17 protein-coding genes are annotated in these 20,976 nt (G+C 60.8%); 13 read left to right on the plus strand and 4 right to left on the minus strand.

The genetic code is table 11. The features are described from left to right. Positions 1 to 45 precede the first annotated feature (45 nt). A complete protein-coding gene (locus ACNYC6_RS26880; protein WP_419709942.1) occupies positions 46 to 615 on the plus strand; it encodes a YceI family protein in 570 nt (189 codons plus the stop codon). A 39-nt stretch (positions 616 to 654) separates the two neighbouring features. After that, complete coding sequence (locus tag ACNYC6_RS26885; protein ID WP_419709943.1) at positions 655 to 1,707, plus strand: DUF2235 domain-containing protein; 1,053 nt, start codon at positions 655 to 657, stop codon at positions 1,705 to 1,707. A gap of 96 nt (positions 1,708 to 1,803) precedes the next feature. On the opposite strand, the gene ACNYC6_RS26890 is transcribed toward ACNYC6_RS26885, so the two are convergent. Further along, positions 1,804 to 5,187, minus strand: coding sequence for an Ig-like domain-containing protein (locus ACNYC6_RS26890; protein ID WP_419713018.1), 3,384 nt, complete (start codon positions 5,185 to 5,187; stop codon positions 1,804 to 1,806). A 360-nt stretch (positions 5,188 to 5,547) separates the two neighbouring features. Here ACNYC6_RS26890 and ACNYC6_RS26895 point away from each other — a divergent pair, with 360 nt between their 5' ends. The 4 genes from ACNYC6_RS26895 to ACNYC6_RS26910 all read left to right on the plus strand — a co-directional run bounded on the left by ACNYC6_RS26895 (position 5,548) and on the right by ACNYC6_RS26910 (position 10,459). Continuing rightward, entirely contained in the window at positions 5,548 to 6,057 is a 510-nt protein-coding gene (locus ACNYC6_RS26895; RefSeq protein ID WP_419709944.1) for a sigma-70 family RNA polymerase sigma factor, read from the plus strand. A 3-nt stretch (positions 6,058 to 6,060) separates the two neighbouring features. Continuing rightward, positions 6,061 to 7,014 (plus strand): FecR domain-containing protein, encoded by a 954-nt coding sequence (locus ACNYC6_RS26900; protein WP_419709945.1) that lies wholly within the window; start codon positions 6,061 to 6,063, stop codon positions 7,012 to 7,014. A 119-nt stretch (positions 7,015 to 7,133) separates the two neighbouring features. Continuing rightward, positions 7,134 to 9,617, plus strand: a complete 2,484-nt coding sequence (locus ACNYC6_RS26905; protein WP_419709946.1) for a TonB-dependent siderophore receptor — start codon at positions 7,134 to 7,136, stop codon at positions 9,615 to 9,617. 161 nt (positions 9,618 to 9,778) lie between these two features. Beyond that, complete coding sequence (locus tag ACNYC6_RS26910) at positions 9,779 to 10,459, plus strand: GNAT family N-acetyltransferase (protein ID WP_419709947.1); 681 nt, start codon at positions 9,779 to 9,781, stop codon at positions 10,457 to 10,459. 126 nt (positions 10,460 to 10,585) lie between these two features. On the opposite strand, the gene ACNYC6_RS26915 is transcribed toward ACNYC6_RS26910, so the two are convergent. Next, positions 10,586 to 11,527: a class I SAM-dependent methyltransferase gene (locus ACNYC6_RS26915; protein WP_419709948.1), complete on the minus strand. Its 942-nt coding sequence runs from the start codon at positions 11,525 to 11,527 to the stop codon at positions 10,586 to 10,588. A 281-nt stretch (positions 11,528 to 11,808) separates the two neighbouring features. On the opposite strand from ACNYC6_RS26915, the gene ACNYC6_RS26920 reads away from it, so the two are divergent. The 7 genes from ACNYC6_RS26920 to ACNYC6_RS26950 all read left to right on the plus strand — a co-directional run bounded on the left by ACNYC6_RS26920 (position 11,809) and on the right by ACNYC6_RS26950 (position 18,308). Then, positions 11,809 to 12,426, plus strand: a complete 618-nt coding sequence (locus tag ACNYC6_RS26920) for a cytochrome b/b6 domain-containing protein (protein WP_419709949.1) — start codon at positions 11,809 to 11,811, stop codon at positions 12,424 to 12,426. Further along, on the plus strand, positions 12,423 to 13,208 hold the full coding sequence (locus ACNYC6_RS26925) for a molybdopterin-dependent oxidoreductase (protein WP_419709950.1): 786 nt from the start codon (positions 12,423 to 12,425) through the stop codon (positions 13,206 to 13,208). Before ACNYC6_RS26920 ends, ACNYC6_RS26925 begins: the two co-directional genes overlap by 4 nt. Before the next feature lie 53 nt (positions 13,209 to 13,261). After that, complete coding sequence (locus ACNYC6_RS26930) at positions 13,262 to 13,543, plus strand: pentapeptide MXKDX repeat protein (RefSeq protein WP_419709951.1); 282 nt, start codon at positions 13,262 to 13,264, stop codon at positions 13,541 to 13,543. A 308-nt stretch (positions 13,544 to 13,851) separates the two neighbouring features. Beyond that, entirely contained in the window at positions 13,852 to 14,364 is a 513-nt protein-coding gene (gene fae, locus ACNYC6_RS26935; protein WP_007950493.1) for a formaldehyde-activating enzyme, read from the plus strand. A gap of 10 nt (positions 14,365 to 14,374) precedes the next feature. After that, complete coding sequence (locus ACNYC6_RS26940) at positions 14,375 to 15,409, plus strand: aldo/keto reductase (RefSeq protein WP_419709952.1); 1,035 nt, start codon at positions 14,375 to 14,377, stop codon at positions 15,407 to 15,409. After that, a complete protein-coding gene (locus ACNYC6_RS26945; protein WP_419709953.1) occupies positions 15,406 to 16,854 on the plus strand; it encodes an NAD-dependent succinate-semialdehyde dehydrogenase in 1,449 nt (482 codons plus the stop codon). The genes ACNYC6_RS26940 and ACNYC6_RS26945 overlap by 4 nt, the downstream gene beginning before the upstream one ends. An 89-nt stretch (positions 16,855 to 16,943) precedes the next feature. Continuing rightward, complete coding sequence (locus tag ACNYC6_RS26950) at positions 16,944 to 18,308, plus strand: MFS transporter (RefSeq protein ID WP_419709954.1); 1,365 nt, start codon at positions 16,944 to 16,946, stop codon at positions 18,306 to 18,308. Positions 18,309 to 18,367: 59 nt separating this feature from the next. Here ACNYC6_RS26950 and ACNYC6_RS26955 read toward each other — a convergent pair whose 3' ends face one another. Together ACNYC6_RS26955 and ACNYC6_RS26960 are read right to left on the minus strand one after the other, a co-directional pair. Beyond that, positions 18,368 to 19,243, minus strand: coding sequence for a LysR substrate-binding domain-containing protein (locus ACNYC6_RS26955; RefSeq protein ID WP_419709955.1), 876 nt, complete (start codon positions 19,241 to 19,243; stop codon positions 18,368 to 18,370). 121 nt (positions 19,244 to 19,364) lie between these two features. After that, positions 19,365 to 20,936 (minus strand): aldehyde dehydrogenase (NADP(+)), encoded by a 1,572-nt coding sequence (locus ACNYC6_RS26960; RefSeq protein WP_419709956.1) that lies wholly within the window; start codon positions 20,934 to 20,936, stop codon positions 19,365 to 19,367. Between the last annotated feature and the right edge of the window lie 40 nt (positions 20,937 to 20,976).

Below are 20,976 nucleotides of genomic sequence, written 5' to 3' on the forward strand. Positions count from 1 at the left end.
CGTTTGACACCTCAATCCCTGAGGGGCTTCGGCCCGGAGAGTCGCATGAGCTCTCGATTCTTTCGATTCACCGTACTGGTAGCCGTCCTCGCGATTGGCGGTTCATCCAGCGCCTATGCGGTCGAGTACGCGGAGGTGAATCCGACCGCCAGCAAGATCAGCTTTACATTCGATCAGATGGGGGCGCGGGTGTACGGCACGTTCAGCAAGTTCGAGGGGACCCTCTATTTTGATACTGCGCGTCCCGAAGACGCTCACGCGATGCTCACCATCGACCTTGCCAGCATCGATGTCGACAGCGAAGACGCCAGGACCGAACTGCCCAAACCCGCCTGGTTCGATACGGCTGCCTATCCGCAGGCGAAATTTGAATCGACTCAATTCAAAGACCTCGCCAACAACCGTTACATGATTACCGGCAACCTTACGCTGCGGGGGCTGACCCGGGAAGTGGAGGTGCCGGTCCTGCTCAAGGCCGAAGGCGGCATCGCTATCTTCGTTGGCGAGCTGACGCTCAAGCGCAACGATTTCAAGATCGGGGAGGGTGAGTGGGCCGACAGCTTTGTTTCCAATGACATCAATATCCAGTTTCGGATGGTTGCGCCGCAGCGCTAGCGGGCGTGCATGGGCAGTCAAATTTGCAGGGAGATGAACATGCCAAAAAAAATCATCGTCGCATTCGACGGCACCTGGAACTTGCCTGATCAGGCGCCGGAGATCGATGGCGACGCCAGCACCAACGTGGTCAAGCTCCATGACGCGATTCTGTCCAGCCAGAAGGACGGGACGGTGCAGAAGAAAATCTATGTCACCGGCGTGGGCACCGACTGGTACGACAAACTCGAGGGTGGGGCATTCGGGGTCGGCCTGTCGAAGAAAATCAAGGAAGGCTACGTCGCGCTGGCCAAAAATTATGAAGAGGGCGATCAGGTTTTCATTTTCGGTTTCAGCCGCGGGGCCTATTCCGCGCGAAGCCTGGTGGGTTTGATCCGCAATGTCGGGCTGCTGACGAAAAAGCACATCGATCGCATCGATGAGGCTTACACCTTGTACCGCACCCGCGATTCAAGCGCAGATACGGAGAACGCCCGGTTCTTCCGCCAGACTTACTCCCGGGAAATCGACATCCATTTTCTGGGTGTCTGGGACACGGTGGGAGCGCTGGGTGTGCCGTTCAAATCGGCTGAGTGGTTCAACCACAAATATTACGAATTTCACGACACCGAACTCAGCGGGATCGTACGCAATGCCTTCCATGCGCTCGCCATCGATGAGCATCGGGCCAATTACGAATGCACGCTGTGGGACCCGATTGCCAAGCCCAATCAGGTGATGGAACAGGTCTGGTTTTGCGGGGCGCATGCCAATGTGGGGGGCGGTTACGCCGATAACAATCTGTCGGATGTTCCGCTGCGGTGGATGGCCAATAAAGCCATGGATTGCGGGCTGGAGCTGAACCCGAAGAAACTCCCCCGACAGTCAAACGCACTGTCCGATATCACTGACTCCTACAAGGACTTCCTCGGTGGCACGTATCGATTGTTGAACGCCCGCTATTTCCGGCCTATCGGCAAGACGCCATTCGGCCAGGAGTGTTTCGATGACAGCGTACAGCAGCGGGTGGTCGCTTCGGGAACGTATCGGCCGAAAAATCATGTGGACGTGTATTTGGCGGGGACTTACAAGCCGCTGAACAAAATAGGTTGATCTCAAGCTTGCTCGCGATAGCGGCTTGACCATCAACACAAGGAACGACCAACGCCCGGTTCACATGGCATGAACCGGGCGTTAATCAATCTCCTGTTACTTTGCTGTGATCGGCACGGTCACCGCCTGCCCGAAGGCTGAACGTATGGTTACCGTCGGGCTCGGTGTCGGGCCGGCGCCGGTCGTACTCACCGACACCCTCCAGCGCGCTCCGGTGCCGGTTGGCGTGAGGGTCGCGTTGCCGAGGCTGAGCGGGCCAGCGGTGGTGGTCGCGGTCACCGTCAGTGTATTGCCGGTGCCGCGTGACGTGGTGCCCGCCAGGTCCCAGGTGTAGCGGTTGTTGCTGCGCACGGTGACGGAGGCGCTGGTGACCACCAGGTCTTCGTTGACCGCTGCCCCTGTGACCGCCACGGAGACCGTTGCCGGTTCCGAGACCGCGTTTTTGGCGTCGCTGGCCTGATAGGTGAACGTCGCGGTGAACGGCGCCGTGACGGTGGCCGGTGGCGTGTAGATCACGCGGACGCCGTCGGTGCTGACCGTGCCCTGACCGGAGTCCGGTTGGGCCAGGCCCACCACTTTGAGCGGCACGTTGCCATCTGGGTCGGTGTCGTTGGCCAGGACGTTGATGGTGACCGGTTGGCCATTGCTGCTGACGGCGCTGTCGGCGTTGGCAATCGGTTTCTTGTTATCGACTTCGCCTTCGTCGTCATCGTCATCGTCGTCATCATTGCCTTTAGCATCGCCGCTGCGGAAGGTCGGCAGTGCGGCGGAGTTGACGTAGGTGACCCCATCCCAGCCGGGCAGTGGCGTAGGCATCAACTGGAACTGACCCGGATGCTCGATATCCCAACGCAACAGCATCGAAGAGTCCTCATGCTGAGTGTTGTGGCAGTGCTCCATGTAGGTCCCTGCGAACTCACGGAAGCGGATCGCCATTTCCACATCCACCGAGCTGTCGATACCTTCGCCGATGCGATATACATCCTTGCGCGCCCCTTGTTCCCACACCGGCGGCGCCTTGCCGTCGCGGCTGAGGATGATGCCTTCCTCGAAATGCACATGCACCGGGTGGTTCCAGCCGTTGCCGCCGTTCTTGATTTTCCACACTTCCAGCGTGCCGTCGCCGGAGAACCCGGCATCGGTCGGGCCGTTGGCCAATTGCGGTGCGGCACTGATGCGGCGTGGGTCCATGTTGTAGCCAAAACCGCCGTCGGTCTTGATGGTCCAGGGGGCTTCATCGGTACCGTCGGAACGACCGAAAATGAACTCGCGGTGCCGCGCCAGTTTGAGCTTGGCCTGGGCCTGCGGATCGTCACGATCGAGGGTCAGCGGGATCATGGTTTTACCGGCGGCCTTGCCTGGTTTGGCGGGCTCATAGTCGGCGGGGTTCATGCTTACGTCGGTGCCGGTGTAAGGCTGAACCACCATTTGCATGAATTTACCCACCGTCGGGTCACCCTTGTCCCATTCCGGGCCTTTGCTGCCTTGCTTGATCACCGCCTTGTACTTCTCGGACAGCACGTCGGCCAGGCTCAGGCCGTTCTTCTCCGGACCCTTGCCGGTCTTGTGTTCCATCAGGTTGACGAAGTACAGCTTATCGCCGGTCTTGATCCCGTTTTTCGCGAAATTGACGATGATATCGAAGCGTTCGGCGATGCCCTGGGTCGGCAGGATCGCGTTGTGGTTCTGCTTATCGCCGTCGGCGTCCAGGTCCATGCTGCCGTCGAACGGCACCGCATGTTCCATCAGATTGCCGTCGTTGCCGATCATGTGGAACGGTACGCGGGTGTAAGACACACCGGAACCTGAAGGCCCCGGAAATTCGCCGCCATTACCGGTCACTTCACGCACCAGGGCAATCCTCAAGTAGCGCGATACCGAACCGTTGAGAATCCGGAAGCGATAGCTGCGCGCCCGTACTTTCAGGCGCGGCTCGTACTGCCAGTTGACCAGGATCTGGTCGCCGAGAAAGCCGTCGGTGTTGAACGGGTTGAACCACAACTGGCCGTTCTGATCCCAGGCCTTGTCGGCCACCACCAGGTTGACGTCGTAGTCACGGTTGCCCCACGGCATGGCGCTGCCGCTGGGCAGGCGCAGGTTGACGCCGTCCTCGATCGCTTCGTTGCCACGATCCAGGGCGCTGTAGTAGTTCATCATCACCGCGTTGCCCTTGTAGACATTCTGTGCGGTGAAATCGAGCATATGGTCGTGGAACCAGTGAGTGCTCATGGTTTCGCGCCAGTCACCACGGATCTTGATGCTGCCGTTGTCGCAGGTCTTCAGGCCTGGGTTGGCATCGTTGACGAACAGGGTTTCACCCGGTGAGCAGGGGAATGCCGCGCGTGGGTCGGTTGCGGTGGTGTTGATGGTGTCGTAACCGGCCAGTTGGACCGGCCAGCGATAGTCGTAGTACTGGCCCGGAAAGAAAAACGCACTGGCATAACCGTCGCTTTCGGCAGGGGAGTGGCCGTTGTGTTCGTGAGTGGTGATGGTGTGCAAGCCAAAACCCATGTTGGCCGCCGGGTCGATCGGCAGGGCGTTGTAGTGGCGCATCAGCACCGGTTGACCGTAGCGCACCATCAACAGTTTTGGCGGAAAGGTGCCGTCGAAGGTCCACAGCGCGTTGTGGTTCTGGATCGGGAAGTTGGGGTGGAAACGGGTGTCGATGCCTTTGGTGGTGCCGAGGGTGGTCGGGATGTCCGAGGTCTGGTAGTACAGCCCGCCTGGCCCGAACTCACCGACGGCGTAGTTGTGCAGTTGCCGGCGGTCGCGCATGCCGCCGTTGAGTTTGGCGCCCGCTTGCACAGTCTTGAAGGCGACCTGTGGGTAGAACTCGTTCCAGCGTTGATGCGACCAACCCTTTCCTGGCGGACGCCCCTCGGCGGGCGAGCCGACGGGATGGCGGTTGAGGAAGGTTTCGATCTGCGCCTTCCACGGGTTACGGTCCAGTACGTTGGAGAACTGTGACGGAAACGGGTACAACCCGGGTTGGCGCATGAAGGCTTCCAGCGCTGTGGCGGACGGCCCGCTGCGGGCGACGTTGTCCGGGTCTTGTTGTGGCGCCGGGCCGACAGTGGGTACCGGGAATGTCAGCGGCGGTGCCGGAAGGGTCGGGTCGAGTTTCTCCGTACCGAATTCCTCGAACAGCAACAGTTGCTGGGTGAACGGTAGCGCCCCGAACAACGGGCTGGGTTTGCCGTTGGTGGGGTAATTGAACGAGGTCTGCAGGCTCGGCGGCAGTACGTTATCGGCACGCGGCGTGTCGCGATCGCCAAACACGCCGTTGGGCAGTGCAATCGCGCCCTGGTTGGCTTCCGGCAAGCCTTTCAAGGCTTCCAGCGCTGCTGCCGCGGCCACCGGATCGGCAGGCAGAGGAGTGTAGGCCGAGGGGTCTGTTGGTGGCGGCTCGCTGACATCATCGAGTGGTACGGCATTGGCGGTGGCCAAGGTCATCAGCATCGCTGAGGCGAGCCCGGACATGCGCCAATAGCTGGGTGAACTGTGTTGTGGTGTTGCACGTTTCATTTTTTTCCCCTCGCGTCATGCCAAATAGGCGAAACCCGCCATCTCCTTCGGGAGCGACAGCTGCTGCGGTAGTGGGGGAAGTGCAACTGTTGGGCCATCACTCGGGCCGGGAGAAAAGTGCTAATGAATTAACAAGTTGTTTCAGATTGTTTCTGCGCGCTTACGGAAACGGGTGGGGCAAATTCCGCATTTGCGGGGGAAGCCCCATTATTTCATTGGGTTACTGTCACCAATGGTGGGGTGGTCTTGCCAAAGTGTATTGGCTTGGAAGAAAATGAGAGTCATTATCAAATAAATTTGTTTCGGGCCTTTTCCATGTCCTCCGCCGACCTCTCGCTGCAACACGCCGTGCACACGCTTTACGAGGAACACCACAGTTGGTTGTGTGGCTGGCTGCGCAAACGGCTGGGTTGCAACCACAGCGCAGCGGATCTGGCCCAAGACACTTTTATTCGCGTCCTCACCCAACGCAAGGTTCAGGAATTGCGCGAACCCCGCGCTTACCTCAGCACCATTGCCCGCAGCCTGATGATCGACATGTTCCGTCGGCGGGCGCTGGAGCAGGCCTATCTGGAAACGTTGGCCAACATCCCGGAGCCAGTGGCGGTCTCGCCGGAAACCCGCTCGCTGATCATCGAAACCCTGATGGAAATCGATCGTTTGCTGGACGGCCTGGGTGAGCGAACCCGCGAGATTTTCCTGTTGGCCCAACTCGATGGCCTGAGCTATGTCGAGATCGGCCGGCGCATGAACGTCTCGGTGACCACGGTCAAGAAACACGCGGTGCGCGCCCTCACGCACTGCCTGTTGCTGATCGAGGACTGAACCGTGGCCCAGGCGCAACCGCTGGACTACGCGACCCTCGAAGCCGCCGCTCGCTGGTATGTCGAATTGCGCGGCGAGGTGCCGGACGACGCCGTTCGCGAAGCGCATCGGCGTTGGCTGGAGCGCGACCCTCGACATGTGCAGGCATGGGAGCGTCTTGTGCGCTTGCAGGACAGACTCGGGCAAGTCACTCCCGGCGTCGCCCGTCCGACGCTGGCCAGTGCCCGCGCCAAACGCCGCGATGTGCTCAAGGTCTTGTCGATTCTGTTGATGGCGGGCGGGGCAGGGACATTGGCCTGGAACACCACCTCATTGCCGACCTTGATGGCTGACCAGCGCACCGGCACCGGCGAACGTCGCCGCGTACGACTCGACGACGGCAGCCAGTTGCAGCTCAACACGGCTACGGCGGTGGATATTCGCTACAGCGCGACCCTGCGCGAAATCCGTTTGCTCGAAGGCGAAATCCAGATTGAAACGGCGCCCGACGCGTTGGCGCGCCCCTTCGTGGTCCACACCGCCGAAGGCAGTATCCGCGCGCTGGGCACTCGTTTTGTCGTGCGGCGAGACGCGGAGCAGAGCCTGGTCAGTGTGCAGGAGCATGCGGTCGAGGTGCGCGGTGCCGATGTGTCCGGCCCTGCGGTGCGCGTCGACGCCGGTCAGCAATTGAGTTTTCGCCGCGACGCCATCGACGCCGTGCAACGAGCCGCCGCACAAGCGGATGCCTGGACCCGGGACATGCTGGTGGTCAATGACTGGCGCCTGGGTGATTTTGTCCGCGAACTTCAGCGCTATCGTCCCGGCCATCTGGGGTGTGATCCGGCGGTGGCGGCGCTGCGGATTTCCGGCGCGTTTCATCTGGGCAGCACCGACATGGTCCTCGACAACCTGACCTCGACCTTGCCGGTGCGCATACGTCGCTTCAGCCGTTTCTGGACCCGTGTGGAGCCAGTCTGAGTGATTGATCGAAAAAAATCTTCGTGGGGGTTATTGATTTCGATTCTCGTTCGACTTGGTAGTTAGAGGCGCACATAGACGCCGCCATTGACTGCCACTAACGGGCGAAAGGACACCGCATGACCCCTCGCAATTCCCGACTGAGCATTTCTACCCAACCATCCGTCAGACCCTTGAGCCGTGCCGTGCATGCCGCACTGCTCGGTATGGCGCTGGCCGCCCCGTTGGGCATGGCGGTGGTCGCGCAACCGGCCTGGGCGCAAACCACGGGCGAAACCGAATTCGACATTCCGGCCGGTCCCCTGGGCTCGGCATTGACCCAGTTCGCCGGCACCGCCGGAGTCACCGTTTCCTTCGAACCGACCTCTGCCAACGGCCAGCAAACGGCGGGATTACGGGGTCGTTATTCGGTTGATGCCGGTCTGCGCCAGTTGCTGGCCGGCAGCAAACTCGAAGCGGTGCGTCACGACAATGGCAGTTATTCGCTGTTGCCGATCGTAGGGGCGGGCGCGGCCATCCAGTTGGGCGCTACCAGCATTTCGGGGGTTGCCGTGGAATCGGCCTACGGACCGGTGGACGGTTACGTCGCGACCCGCAGCGCTACCGGGACCAAGACCGATACGCCGATCCTTGAGGTCCCGCAGACTATCAACGTGGTCACCGCCGACCAGGTCGAAGCCCAAGGCGCGCGCAACCTGACCCAGGCCCTGCGTTACACGCCGGGGGTTAATACCAGCGGCTACACCGACCGCAACTCGATTGCCGATGAAATCACCAGCCGTGGTTTCGCGCCGACGCCGTTGTATTTCGATGGCGCCTACATTCCTTACGCGGGCAGCCTCGGTGGCGCGCCGCAAATCGACCCGTACACTCTGGAGCGCATCGAAGTGCTCAAGGGCCCGTCGTCGGTGCTCTACGGACAGAACCAGCCGGGCGGCCTGATCAATATGGTCTCCAAGCGCCCGACCACCGAACAGCGCAGCCAGATCAAACTGGGGGCGGGCAGTTACGACCGGGTCAACGGCGCCTTCGACACCAGTGGCCCGATCGACGAGCAGAAACAGTTCACCTATCGCCTGATCGGCGTCGCCGACAAGGGTGGCGAACAAGTCGAACACAACAGCAGCGAACGCATGCTGCTGGCGCCGAGCCTGACCTGGGCGCCGACCGAGGACACCTTCCTGACCCTGCTGGCGCAGGTCCAGCGCGATGACGGCATACCGGATTATCAGTCGCTGCCAAGAATCGGCTCGCTGGATCGTGGTCCCAACGGCGAACGAATCAACCGCGATTTCTTCTCCGGCGATACCCATTTCAACGATTACAAACGTGACCAGTACGTCTTCGGCTACGACTTCAGCCACAACATCACCGATGACTTGAAGTACCGTTCCACCGCGCGTTACACCGACGTGCGCGACCGCTACAAAGGTTTCTATCTGCGCAGCTTCGTCACCGAAAACGGTGTGACCGATTACACCCGGGCCAACCGCGCCAAGGTCGACTGGCACCAGCACAACATCGCTTACACCATCGATAACAACCTGGAATACAAATTCAACACCGGCGCCCTGGAACACACCACGTTGATGGGCGTGGACTATCGGCATTTCAGCCGCAAGTACGATGGCTACAACGCCAATAATATCTTGCCGGTCAACCTGTACGGCAAGAACAACTACGACACCAGCAGCGTGACGCCGACGCTGACCACCCAGTGGGACAACACCCTGCGCCAGACCGGCGTGTACCTGCAGGACCAGATCAAACTGGACCAGTGGATCCTGACCATCGGCGGTCGTCAGGACTGGGCGGAAATCGACAACAAAGATTTGCTGGCGTCGACCCGTGAATCCAAGCGCGACAACAAATTCACCGGACGTATCGGCCTGACCTATGTCACCGATTTCGGCCTGGCGCCGTATGTCAGCTACTCCGAATCCTTCCTGCCGACCCTGGGTACCGCCGCTCCCGAGCGTGGCGGCAAGGCCTTCGAACCGACCGAGGGCCAGCAATACGAAGTGGGCGTGAAGTACCAGCCGTTCGAGAAAACCCTGATTACCGCGTCGGTGTATGAGATCAAGCAGAAGAACGTACTCACCGGCGACGATGACTATCCGGAGTACATGTCCCAAGGCGGCGAAATGCGTTCGCGCGGCGTCGAACTGGAAGTCAAATCCAGTATCGACAACGTCGATATCCTCGCTGCCGCCAGCTACATGGACTCGTTCTACACCAAGGACACCTGGGGCAACGAGGACAACCGCAACGAAGCGCAGTCACCAGTGTCGGCGTCGTTGTGGGTCGACTATCACTTCACCCAGGCCACCCTCAATGGCCTGACCTTCGGTGCCGGCGCGCGCTACACCGGACGCAAACCGGGTGATGCCGCCAACTCGTTCGACGTGCCGTCGTGGGTCGTCTACGACGCTACCGTCAGCTACGACATGGGCAAACTCGACCCGAACCTGCGCGGTTTGCAGACCCGCCTGAACGTGCAGAACATCTTCGATCGCGAGTACGTGTCGGACTGCAACTACTCGTTCGGTTGCTATTACGGGCAGGAGCGGGTGGCGTCGGTCGAGATGACTTACGACTTCTGATTTTCGCCATTGCGACGGACGCCATCGCGAGCGGGCTCGCTCCTACAGTGCATTTCCTGTGGGAGCGAGCCCGCTCGCGAAGAGGCCGGTACATTCAGCACCCATGTGCCGTTATGATACGCAGGCCCGCAACAAACCCGCCTCCGGAGCCAACCCCCGCAATGCCCCAGATCACGCACTTCAAAACCCCGTGCCCAGAGCACATCAACAGCCAGATCCTGCAGATGGTGGTCGACAACCTGACCGACATCAGCATGGTCGCTATTCCTCCGAGCAACCTGCTGTACAACGTCTACCAGTACGCGATCGGCTACGAGGTGCACCTGTATCTGGAAGCGCTGAACGGGGCGAAAGGGATTGATGTGGAGTTGATCGTCGCCACCGATCTGGATGATCCGGAACACGTCATCGGTTTCTTGCTGTACCTGCCGGTCAAGGACGATCCCGAGGCCTGCGGCGTGGCGTACATGGCGGTTCGGGCTGAGCATCGACGCCAGGGCGTTGCACGCCGGATGCTGCGCGAGATGGTTGGCCGTTACCCGCACGCTGAACTGACCTGCGCTGTGGCCAAGGTGCCGTATTTCGAGGCGATGGGTTTCCAGGTGGTGGGTGCGCGCGCGACCCAGGTGCTGATGAACACCCGCGATCACGGCAGCGACGGCTTGACGGCGCTACTGGATGTGGCGCCGATCTACAGCTCGCTGGAGGTGCGACAGATTCACACGTACTTGCTGCAAAAACATGGCAAGCGGGCGATGGTCGATGCGGAGAAACAGCGGGACCGACACCTGGATCAGTTGACGCACAAGGCCAACGAGTTTGTGCGTGGTCGGTTGGTTTGACCACGATCAATTCAACGCAGCAAGCCCCCTGTGGGAGCGAGCAAGCTCGCGATAGCGGTGAATCAGTCAACATCGATACTGACTGATACACCGTCATCGCGAGCTTGCTCACGTTTGCGTTGGTGTTCAACCCGCCAGCGTAAACACCAACGCCTTCAACCCACACTCCACATCGGCATCCGGAAACTCCGGCGGATTCTCCAGCCGCTGTTCAAAGCGCAGGCTCGGCGCCTCGCGGGTGACGCCGTCGATCAGGAAGTCGGCACCGAACGCCGGGTCGTTCATGCAGGCCAGCACGGTGCCGTTTTCGGCGAGCAATTCCGGCAAGCGGCGCAGCACGCGCTGGTAGTCCTTGGTCAGCAAAAAACTGCCTTTCTGGAATGACGGCGGGTCGATGATCACCAGGTCGTACGGGCCTTTGCCGATCACCTTGCCCCAGGACTTGAACAGGTCGTGGCCGAGGAAAGTGACCTTGCCCAAGTCATGTCCATTAAGTCGATGATTGTCGCGACCACGGCTCAGGGCGGGGCTGGACATGTCGAGGTTGACCACGTGCGTCGCGCCACCTTCGATGGCCGCCACCGAGAAACCGCAGGTGTAGGCGAACAGGTTCAGCACCCGTTTCCCCTCGGCGTTGGCCCGCACCCAATCGCGACCGTAACGCATGTCGAGGAACAGCCCGGTGTTCTGCTTGCGACCCAGATCCACGCGATATTGCAGCCCGCCTTCGGTGATGGTCATTTCTTCTATGACGTCGCCGAGCAGCCATTCGGTGGTGCTTTGCAGCAGGTAGCGATGTTGCAGCAACAGCGTATGCGCACCGGATTGTGCCCACTGCGGCGATTGGGTGATCGTCATCAGCAACTGCTTCAAATCCTCCAGTTGCGCGGCTTCCGGCTCCTTGAACAACGCCACCAGCACCACACCTTGCAGCCAGTCCACGGTCACTTGCTCCAGCCCCGGCCAGCAGCGGCCACGGCCGTGGAACAGGCGACGGGTTTCGGCGGGCGGTGTTGCCAGTGCCGTCAGCAGGTGGTCGTGAAGGGTGGAGAGGGCATTTGTGTTCATGGGTCTGGGTCGGCAATGTGCGGGGGGCGGCATTTAACCATAGTTGCGCGTTTGGCGGGCCACCACCGACCCCTGTAGGAGTGAGCCTGCTCGCGATAGCGGTTTCACATTCAACATCAATGTCGGCTGACTTGACGCCATCGCGAGCAGGCTCGCTCCTACAGGGTTCCGGGTGGCCATGAATGAGCAGTTATCACATTTAATTTAACTTTACGTGAGGATTTGGCGATCTTCCGGCTCCCATACTCGGCTCCAACGAATAACAACAACCGGAGCCGGACATGTCGCAGCCAACTGCTTCACCCAAGGCCAGCCACCCACGCTGGCTGCGGCTCACCCACTGGCTGAACGCATTGGCGGTGCTGGTGATGGTCACCAGCGGCTGGCGCATCTACAACGCCTCGCCGATTTACGATTTCAGCTTCCCCAAATCGATCACCCTCGGCGGTTGGCTCGGCGGCGCATTGCAATGGCACTTCGCGGCGATGTGGTTCCTGGCGATCAACGGCCTGATCTACCTGGCCTTCAACCTGTTCAGCGGACGCCTGAAGCGGCGTTTCTTCCCGGTTTCGCCCAAAGGCGTACTGCATGACCTGTGGGCCGCGTTGCGCGGAAAGCTCGACCACGCCGACCTCAGTCATTACAACCAGGTGCAGCGCGTGGCGTACCTGTTCGTGATCGTCGACATCACCCTGCTGGTGCTTTCCGGGCTGGTGTTGTGGAAGTCGGTGCAGTTCCCGATTTTGCGCGAATTGATGTGGGGTTATGAAGGCGCGCGCCGTGTGCACTTCTTCGCGATGGCGCTGTTGGTGGCCTTTGTGGCGGTGCATTTACTGATGGTCGCGCTGGTTCCCAAAACGCTGTTGGCCATGATCGTCGGCCGCAAGGAGCACGTATGAAAAAGCCCATTCTAGGTTCCGAGCTGGACGAGTCTTCCATCCTGACCGACGCCCGGAAAATCCTCGCGCCGCAAATCGAAGACCGCTCACGCCGCTCGTTCCTGTTGCGCGGCCTGACCCTCGGCGGCGTGGCCATGCTGTCCGGCTGCAACATCACCGACAACGACAGCGTCGAGACCGCGTTGTCTTCCATGTCGCGCTTCAACGACCGGGTGCAAGGCTGGCTGTTCAACCCCAACGCCATGGCGCCCACCTATCCGGCGTCGATGATCACCCGGCCGTTTCCCTTCAATGCCTTCTACGGCATCGACGAAGCGCCGACGGTGGAGGAGGAGAGTTATCGCCTGGAAGTCACCGGCCTGGTCGCCGACAAACGCAGCTGGCGCCTTGAAGAACTGCGCGCCATGGCGCAGGTCGAGCAGATCACCCGGCACATCTGCGTGGAAGGCTGGAGCGCGATCGGCCGCTGGGGCGGTGTGCGTTTCAGCGATTTTCTCAAGCGCATTGGCGCCGACACCGATGCCAAATACGTCGGTTTCAAATGCGCCGATGACTACTACACCAGCATCGACATGGCCACCGCACTGCACGCGCAAACCCAGTTGACGCTGACCTACGACGGTGCGGTGCTGCCACGCGAATACGGCTTCCCGATGAAGCTGCGCATGCCCACCAAGCTTGGCTACAAGAACCCCAAACACATTCAGGCGATTTTCGTCAGCAACACCTACAGCGGTGGCTACTGGGAAGACCAGGGCTACAACTGGTTCGGTGGCAGCTGATCAATCCCCGGAAAATTCACCCGCCCGCAACCTGAGCTTCAAGGAGTTTCATCATGAAAAAGTTGACCACCGTTGTTCTGTCCATGTGCCTGGCCGTTGGTGCTGCTAGCGTGTTCGCGGCTGACACCATGAGCAACGACAGCATGAGCAAGGATTCGATGTCCAAGGATGCGATGTCCAAAGACGCCATGAAGAAAGATGCAATGTCCAAGGATTCCATGAGCAAGGACGGCATGAAAAAAGATGCCATGTCCAAGGACGCGATGAAGAAAGACGAGATGAAGAAAGACTCGATGTCCAAGGACGGCATGAAAAAGGACGCCATGTCGCAGTAATTACAAGCGACCCGATACCTGTGGGAGCAAGCTTGCTCCCACAGGTTTTTTGCAAGTCTTGAAAGGGTATGACTTGAAGTCATGCCCCCATGATTTTTTATGGTTACAGCCCCGCCAACCCCCAGTGTTAAAAAATCGCAAACCAGCTCATCAACAACAAAAAAGAGCGTTTGCAACCATGATCAATCATCACTGCCGCGTCTTCGCCAGCCTCCCGCTGCGCTCTTCGAACCCCGACATTTGCCACGTCAAACCCTGTATTTGCGTGCGTTTCTGATCAACCCAAACTCCCTGAAGAGTAACGACTCATGAAAGAACTCGACCTGTACATCGGTGAAGGCTTCGAAGGCCCGGGCGTGAACGCCGCGCACATCAACATCCTGATCGGCCCACGCAACGGCCCGGCCGGGCAAGCGTTCGCCAACAGCCTGGCCTCGCCAAGCCAGGGCCATTGCCCGTTCATGGTGATCGCCCAGCCGAACATCCCGGTCAAGCCGATGACCCTGTATGTGAACAAGGCCGCGATCAGCAGCGACCTGCACGGCAATGCCACCTGGGGCGCGTCCCAGGCCGGTATCGCCAAGGCGGTTCTGGAAGCGCTGCTCGACGGCACCCTGCCGCCGGAAGCCGAAGACGAGTGGGCCATCGTCACCGCCAACTGGGTCAACCCGGCCTGCGACGACCTCGATGCCGTGTACCTGAACAACTACAACGCCTGCCGCACCGCTATCCGCGCCGCCCTGACCGGTAAGCCGGAAACCGCGCAGCTCAAAGATGTGGTCAACCACATCAGCAACCCTTTCTACACGCCAAAAGCCTGAGGTCCACGCCATGCAATACATCCGTTTGGGCAACTCCGGTCTCGAAGTTTCTCGCCTGTGCCTGGGCACCATGAACATGGGCACCCCGGACTGGAAACCGTGGATCTTTGACGAGAAGAAAAGCGAGCCGATCGTCAAGCATGCGCTGGACAACGGCGTGAACTTCATCGACTTGGCCGACTTCTATTCCGCCGGTGTCGGCGAAGAAGTGGTCGGTCGCATCGTCAAGCGCCTGGCCCGTCGCGAAGACCTGGTGATCACTACCAAGGTTGGCTACGGCACCCGCAGCGGTATCAACGCCAGCGGTCACTCGCGCAAGCACATCATGGACAGCATCGATGCTTCGCTCAAACGTCTGGACATGGATTACGTCGACGTCTTCATGCTGCATTACTTCGATGTGAATACCCCGGTCGAAGAAACCATGAGCGCCATGAATGACATCGTACGTTCCGGCAAGGCCCGCTACATCGGCGTGTCGACCATGCTGACCGGGCAACTGGCAAAAATCCTCATGGCCTGCGAGCGCAACTCCTGGGTCAAGCCGATCAACATGCAGCTGCAACTGAACTGCGCCTACCGCGAAGAAGAACGCGAGATGATTCCGTTCTGCCGCGATCAGGGCCTTGGCGTTTCGGTGTTCAGCCCGCTGGCTCGCGGCTTGCTGACCGGCGATGCAAAGTCCACCCGCAACCAGACCGACTTCTTCACCCAGCAGATGTACAGCGACGAAGCGTCCTTCGAGATCGCCCATTCGGTGCAGCGAGTTGCCCGTGCGCGTGGTGTGTCCAACGCGCAGATCGCTCAAGCGTGGGTGGCCAACCATCCGGGCGTGGATTGCATGCTGGTCGGCGCCGACACCACCGAGCAATTCGACAGCGCCCTGGCAGCCCTGGAGACCAAACTCGACGCCGAAGAGCTGCATGAACTGGAGCGCAACTACACCCCGTGCGATGTCATCAACGATTACACCGCCGGCAAACGAATCCTGCGTTCGGCCCGCCCGGGTCTGGAACGTTTCAACCTGATCGAGGCTGTGGCATGAGCGCGTTGATCCGTCACGGCAATTTCATCGATGGGCACTGGTTTACCGGCGAGGGGGCCAGCGGTGGCGCCACTTATCCGGTGCTGAACCCGGCCACCGGCGAGCTGATCGCCGACGTCCAGAAGGCCGGCGCCGAAGAAACCAACCTGGCCATTGCAGCCGCCAACCGCGCGTTGCCGGCGTGGCGCAAGTTGACCGCCAAGGAACGCAGCCAGCGCATCAAGCGCTGGGGCGAATTGATGCTGAGCAACCAGAAGGATCTGGCGACGTTGCTCAGCCGCGAACAGGGCAAACCGCTGGCCGAAGCCATGGGCGAAGTGGTCTACGCCGCGAGCTTTCTGGAGTGGTTCGCCGAAGAAGCCAAGCGCGCCTATGGCGACGTGATCCCGAGCCATAAGGCCGATGCGCGGATCATCGTGGTCAAGGAAGCGATCGGTGTGGTTGCCGCGATCACGCCTTGGAACTTCCCGCTGGCGATGGTCACCCGCAAAGTCGGCCCGGCGCTGGCGGCGGGATGCACGATGATTCTCAAGCCTTCGGAAGAAACCCCGCTGTCGGCCTTCGCTTTGGCGGTGTTGGCTGAACAGGCCGGGATTCCGGCCGGTGTGTTCAACGTGGTTTCCGGCGACGCCGTGGCGATTGGCGGTGCACTGCAAGCCTCCGGCATCGTGCGCAAACTGTCGTTCACCGGCTCAACCCGAACCGGCAAATTACTGATGCGCCAGGCCGCCGACACGTTGAAAAAGGTCTCGCTGGAACTGGGTGGCAACGCGCCGTTCATTGTCTTCGATGACGCCGATATCGATGCCGCAGTGAAAGGCGCAATGGCCTCGAAATTCCGCAACACCGGGCAGACCTGCGTCTGCGTAAACCGCTTCTTCATTCAGGACGGCGTCTACGAAGCTTTCACCGGCAAACTCGCCGAAGCGGTGGCGGCGATGCGTGTGGGCAATGCGCTGGAAGGCGAAACCGAGCAAGGGCCGCTGATCAACGCCGCGGCGCTGGCCAAGGTCGAACTGCATGTGAGCGACGCACTGGAGAAGGGCGCCAAGGTACTGTGCGGCGGGCGCCGTCATGCGCTGGGCGGCACGTTTTACGAGCCTACCATCCTCGCCGAGGCCAGCAGCGAAATGCTGATCGCCCAGGACGAAACCTTCGGCCCGGTGGCCGCGTGCTTCCGCTTCACGGACGAAGCTGAAGTGCTGCAGCGGGCCAACGACACGCCCTACGGTTTGTCGGCTTACTTCTACAGTCGCGACATCGGCCGCGTGTGGCGCATGGCCGAAGGGCTGGAAGCAGGCATGGTCGGGATTAACGAAGGGATCATTTCCACGGAAGTGGCACCGTTCGGTGGCATCAAGGAATCGGGCCTGGGTCGCGAAGGTTCGAAGTACGGCCTGGATGACTACCTGGAAATCAAATACCTGTTGATGGGGGGTCTCTAACCCCACCCAAAACCCTGTGGAAGCGAGCCTGCTCGCTCCCACAGGTAAAGCATCGGTTTCTCCTTAAATAACAACAATTGGAGACTTACATGTCCGTACAACCGGTAAAAATCGACGACCTGCCCATCGGGCGCTTTCACATCAAGATCGCCGGCCTGACCTTCGGCGCGCATTTCACCGACGGCTACATCCTCGGCCTGATCGGTATCGCTTTCACACTGCTGAGCCCGCAGATGCAACTGGATGCCTTCTGGCAGGGCCTGATCGGGGCTTCGGCGCTGATTGGCCTGTTCCTCGGCAGCCTGTTTTTCGGCTGGATCTCCGATAAGGTCGGCCGGCAGAAAATCTTTCTCGTCAGTTTCATCCTGATTACCATCGCCTCGGTGATGCAGTTCTATGTCGAGTCGGCCATGGCGCTGTTCCTCTGTCGGGTGCTGATCGGTATCGGTCTGGGGGGTGACTTCAGTGTCGGCCACGCCATGCTCGCCGAGTTCGCCCCGAAGAAACATCGCGGTGTATTGCTCGGTTCCTTCAGCGTGATCTGGACCTTCGGTTACGTCGCCGCGACTTTCGTCGGCACCGCGATGCTCAGCCTCGGTGACGATGCCTGGCGCTGGATGCTGGCGTCGTCGGCGATCCCGGCGGCGTTGATTCTGATCGCCCGCATCGGTACGCCGGAATCACCGCGCTGGCTGGTCAATCAGGGGCGCATTGCCGAAGCCCGAGCGATCGTCAAAAAGTTTTTGGGCGACAACGTCGAACTCGACGAAACCCGCTCCACCGAAACCCGCTCCGGTTACGCGGTACTGTTCAGCCCTGAGTACCGCAAGCGCACGGCATTCAACTGCCTGTTCTTCGTCTGCATCGTGATGCCGTACTTCGCCATCTACACCTTTTTGCCGTCGATCCTGCAGAAGATGGGGTTGGCCGAGGGCTTCGGCACTGAGCTGATGCTGAACATGCTGTTGATTCTCGGCGCGCTGATCGGCATCTGGTGCACGATCAAGTTCACCCGGCGCGGGTTCCTGATCAACTCGTTCATCATCCTCGCGGTGGCGTTGTTCCTGCTCGCGGTGTTGCCGAGCAGTGCGGCGTGGCTGATGGTGTTGGTGTTCGGCTTGTTCACGTTGGTGTTGTCGGCGGTGAGCAATCTGGTGGGTGTGTTCCCGGCAGAAAGCTTCCCGACCGAAGTGCGCGCCAGCGGCATTGGTTTGGCCACGGCGGTGAGTCGATTGGGCTCGGCGGTCAGCACTTTCCTGCTGCCGGTGAGCGTGGCCGGCATCGGCCTGAGCCCGACCATGGGGATTCTCGCGGCGATCCTGGCGATTGGCGCGTTGCTGTCCTGGGCCTGGGCGCCGGAAACCAAATCCCTGACCTTGAGCCAGGCGTGCAAGGCGCAGAGTCCGGTGGAGGGGGGAGCCGTGGTCGGCGTGAAAACCGCCGCACCGATCTGATCAACCAAAACGTGTAGCAGCTGCCACGCAGGCTCAGCAGCTGCTACGGCACGGGTGGGTCAGGGATTGCTGACCAATCCCAGCCACTCGGTGAACAACCGCACCTTCGACAACCCCCACTTGTCGTTCGCCACATCCAGCCAATAGCCATACGGCCCGATCACCTCGACAGGTGTGATCGGCAACAGGCTGCCATTGGCCAGTTCCTTTTCGATCATTTGCCGGTCGATCACCGCCAGGCCGCCACCGGCCAGCGCGGTGTGGATCACCTGGTCCAGGGTGCTGAATTCCAGACCTTGCCCGGCGTCGACATCCTCGCGGCCCATCGCCGCCAGCCAGTTTTCCCAGACCTTCAGGCGCTTGCCGTTGTGCAGGATGTGCAGCAACGGTAAATGCTGCAGGTCCGGTGGCTGACCGTCGATGAACAGCTCGGGGCTGGCCACCGCGATGTGCCGTTCCATCACCAGCAACTGACTGTGGCAATGGCTGTCCGCTTCGAGGCCGAAGCGAATGTGGCAGTCGATCTCGGCGAGGCTGTCGTGACTGGCCTGGTGGGTCACGCTCAGGCTGATGTCGGGGTAACGCTGGCAGAACGCGCGCAAGTGCGCCGACAGCCAGCGCGTGGCCCAGGTCGGCGGTGCGACGATGCGTAAGCGCTGACGCAGGTTGGGCACGCGCACGGCTTGCAGGGCACGCTCGATATGGTCGAAAGCATCGCTCAAGTGCGGGGAGAGGGCGGTGCCGGCTTCAGTCAATGACAAGCCCTGAGGGGTACGGATAAAGAGCGCCACGCCGAGGTAATCTTCGAGCTGCTTGATCTGCCGGCTCACCGCGCCCTGGGTCACATTCAACCCCAGGGCTGCCTGGCTGAAACTGCGATGCCGCGCGACCTCTTCGAAGACGCGCAGCATGTTGAGCGAGGGCAGTTGACGCATGGATAAAGCTCGTTTTTGTGTGTTGTGGTGCCTATCTGACTATTGGTAAAGGGCCGATGCAAGTGTTGTTTGGGCTGATGCTTTCGCGAGCAAGCCCGTTCCCGCCATTATTCGAGTTTTGCTAAATCGGCTGGTGGTGGCTGCTGCCATCAACCAACCGTGCAATCCCCAGCGGATTTCCATTCTTCAGCGCGTCGGGCAACAGGTCGTCCGGGCAGTTCTGGTAGCACACCGGGCGCAGGAAACGCTCGATGGCCAGGCTGCCGACCGACGTCCCACGCGCATCTGAGGTGGCGGGATACGGGCCGCCATGGACCATGGCATCGCAGACTTCTACCCCGGTGGGGTAACCGTTGAACAGCACCCGGCCAACCTTTTGTTCCAGCAGCACCAGCAGATCAGCGTGGGTGTGCAAGTCTCGCGCCTCGCCGATCAAGGTGGCGGTGAGCTGCCCGTGCAGGCTGTCCAGTGCCTGGCGTAGCTCAACCTTGTCGGCCACTTCGACGACAATCGTGGTCGGACCGAACACTTCTTCCTGCAACAACGGATCGTCTTCGAGCAGCAGGCTGACGTCGGCCTTGAACAGTTGCGGCTGCGCTTGCTTGCCGTGCTGTTCCTGACCTGCCAGGCGCGTCACGCCCGGATGTTCGAGCAAGGCCCGCACGCCCTTTTCGTAGCTGGCGAGGGTGCCAGAGTTGAGCATGGTTTGCGCCGGTTGTTCGGCCATCAGCTGGTTGAGCCGGGCAATGAATGCCGCTGATTCAGGAGAGCGAACAGCAATCACCAATCCCGGATTCGTGCAGAACTGACCGCAGCCTTGCACTACCGACGCCAGCAGTTCGGCGGCGATTTTCTCTCCACGCACGCGCAAGGCTTCAGGCAAGAGCAGCACCGGGTTGATGCTGCTCATTTCGGCGAACACCGGGATCGGTTGCGGCCGTGCGGCGGCCATGTCGCACAACGCGCGTCCGCCCTTGAGCGAGCCGGTGAACCCCACCGCCTGAATTGCCGGATGCCTGACCAGCGCTTCGCCCACGCCGGCACCGTAGATCATGTTGAACACACCCTTGGGCATATCGGTCTGTTCGGCGGCGCGGATGATTGCATCGGCCACCCGCTCGGCGGTCGCCATGTGCCCACTGTGAGCCTTGAACACCACCGGGCAACCGGCAGCCAGGGCGGCTGCGGTATCGCCGCCGGCCGTGGAGAACGCCAACGGAAAATTGCTCGCGCCGAACACCGCTACCGGCCCGACGCCGATCCGGTACTGACGCAGATCGACCCGCGGCATTGGCTGGCGCTCGGGCATGGCGCGATCGATGCGCGCGGCGTAGAAATCGCCGCGCCGCAGGACCTGGGCGAACAGGCGCATCTGGCCGCTGGTGCGAGCACGTTCGCCCTGAATGCGCGCGGCGGGCAGGGCGGTTTCCCGGCAAACCAGGGCGACGAATTCGTCATCCAGAGCATCCAGTTGTGCGGCGATCGCCTCAAGAAATTCTGCGCGGTGGGTTGCCGGCAAGTTGCGAAAGGTCGGGTAGGCGGTCGCGGCAGCCAGAGCCGCGGCGTCCACTTCATCGACAGTGGCTTGCACGAACGAAAAGGGCAGCGCCTCACCGGTGCTGGCGTCGTGGCTGTGTAAGACGATGCTGCCGGCAGCACTGCGCGTGCCGCCGATGTAGTTATGGCCGAGCATGAAAAAGCTCCTGTCGAGAAAGTGGAATAGAACCCCTGTA

It is taken from the genome of Pseudomonas sp. NFX224, from assembly GCF_048565165.1.
GTDB lineage: Bacteria > Pseudomonadota > Gammaproteobacteria > Pseudomonadales > Pseudomonadaceae > Aquipseudomonas.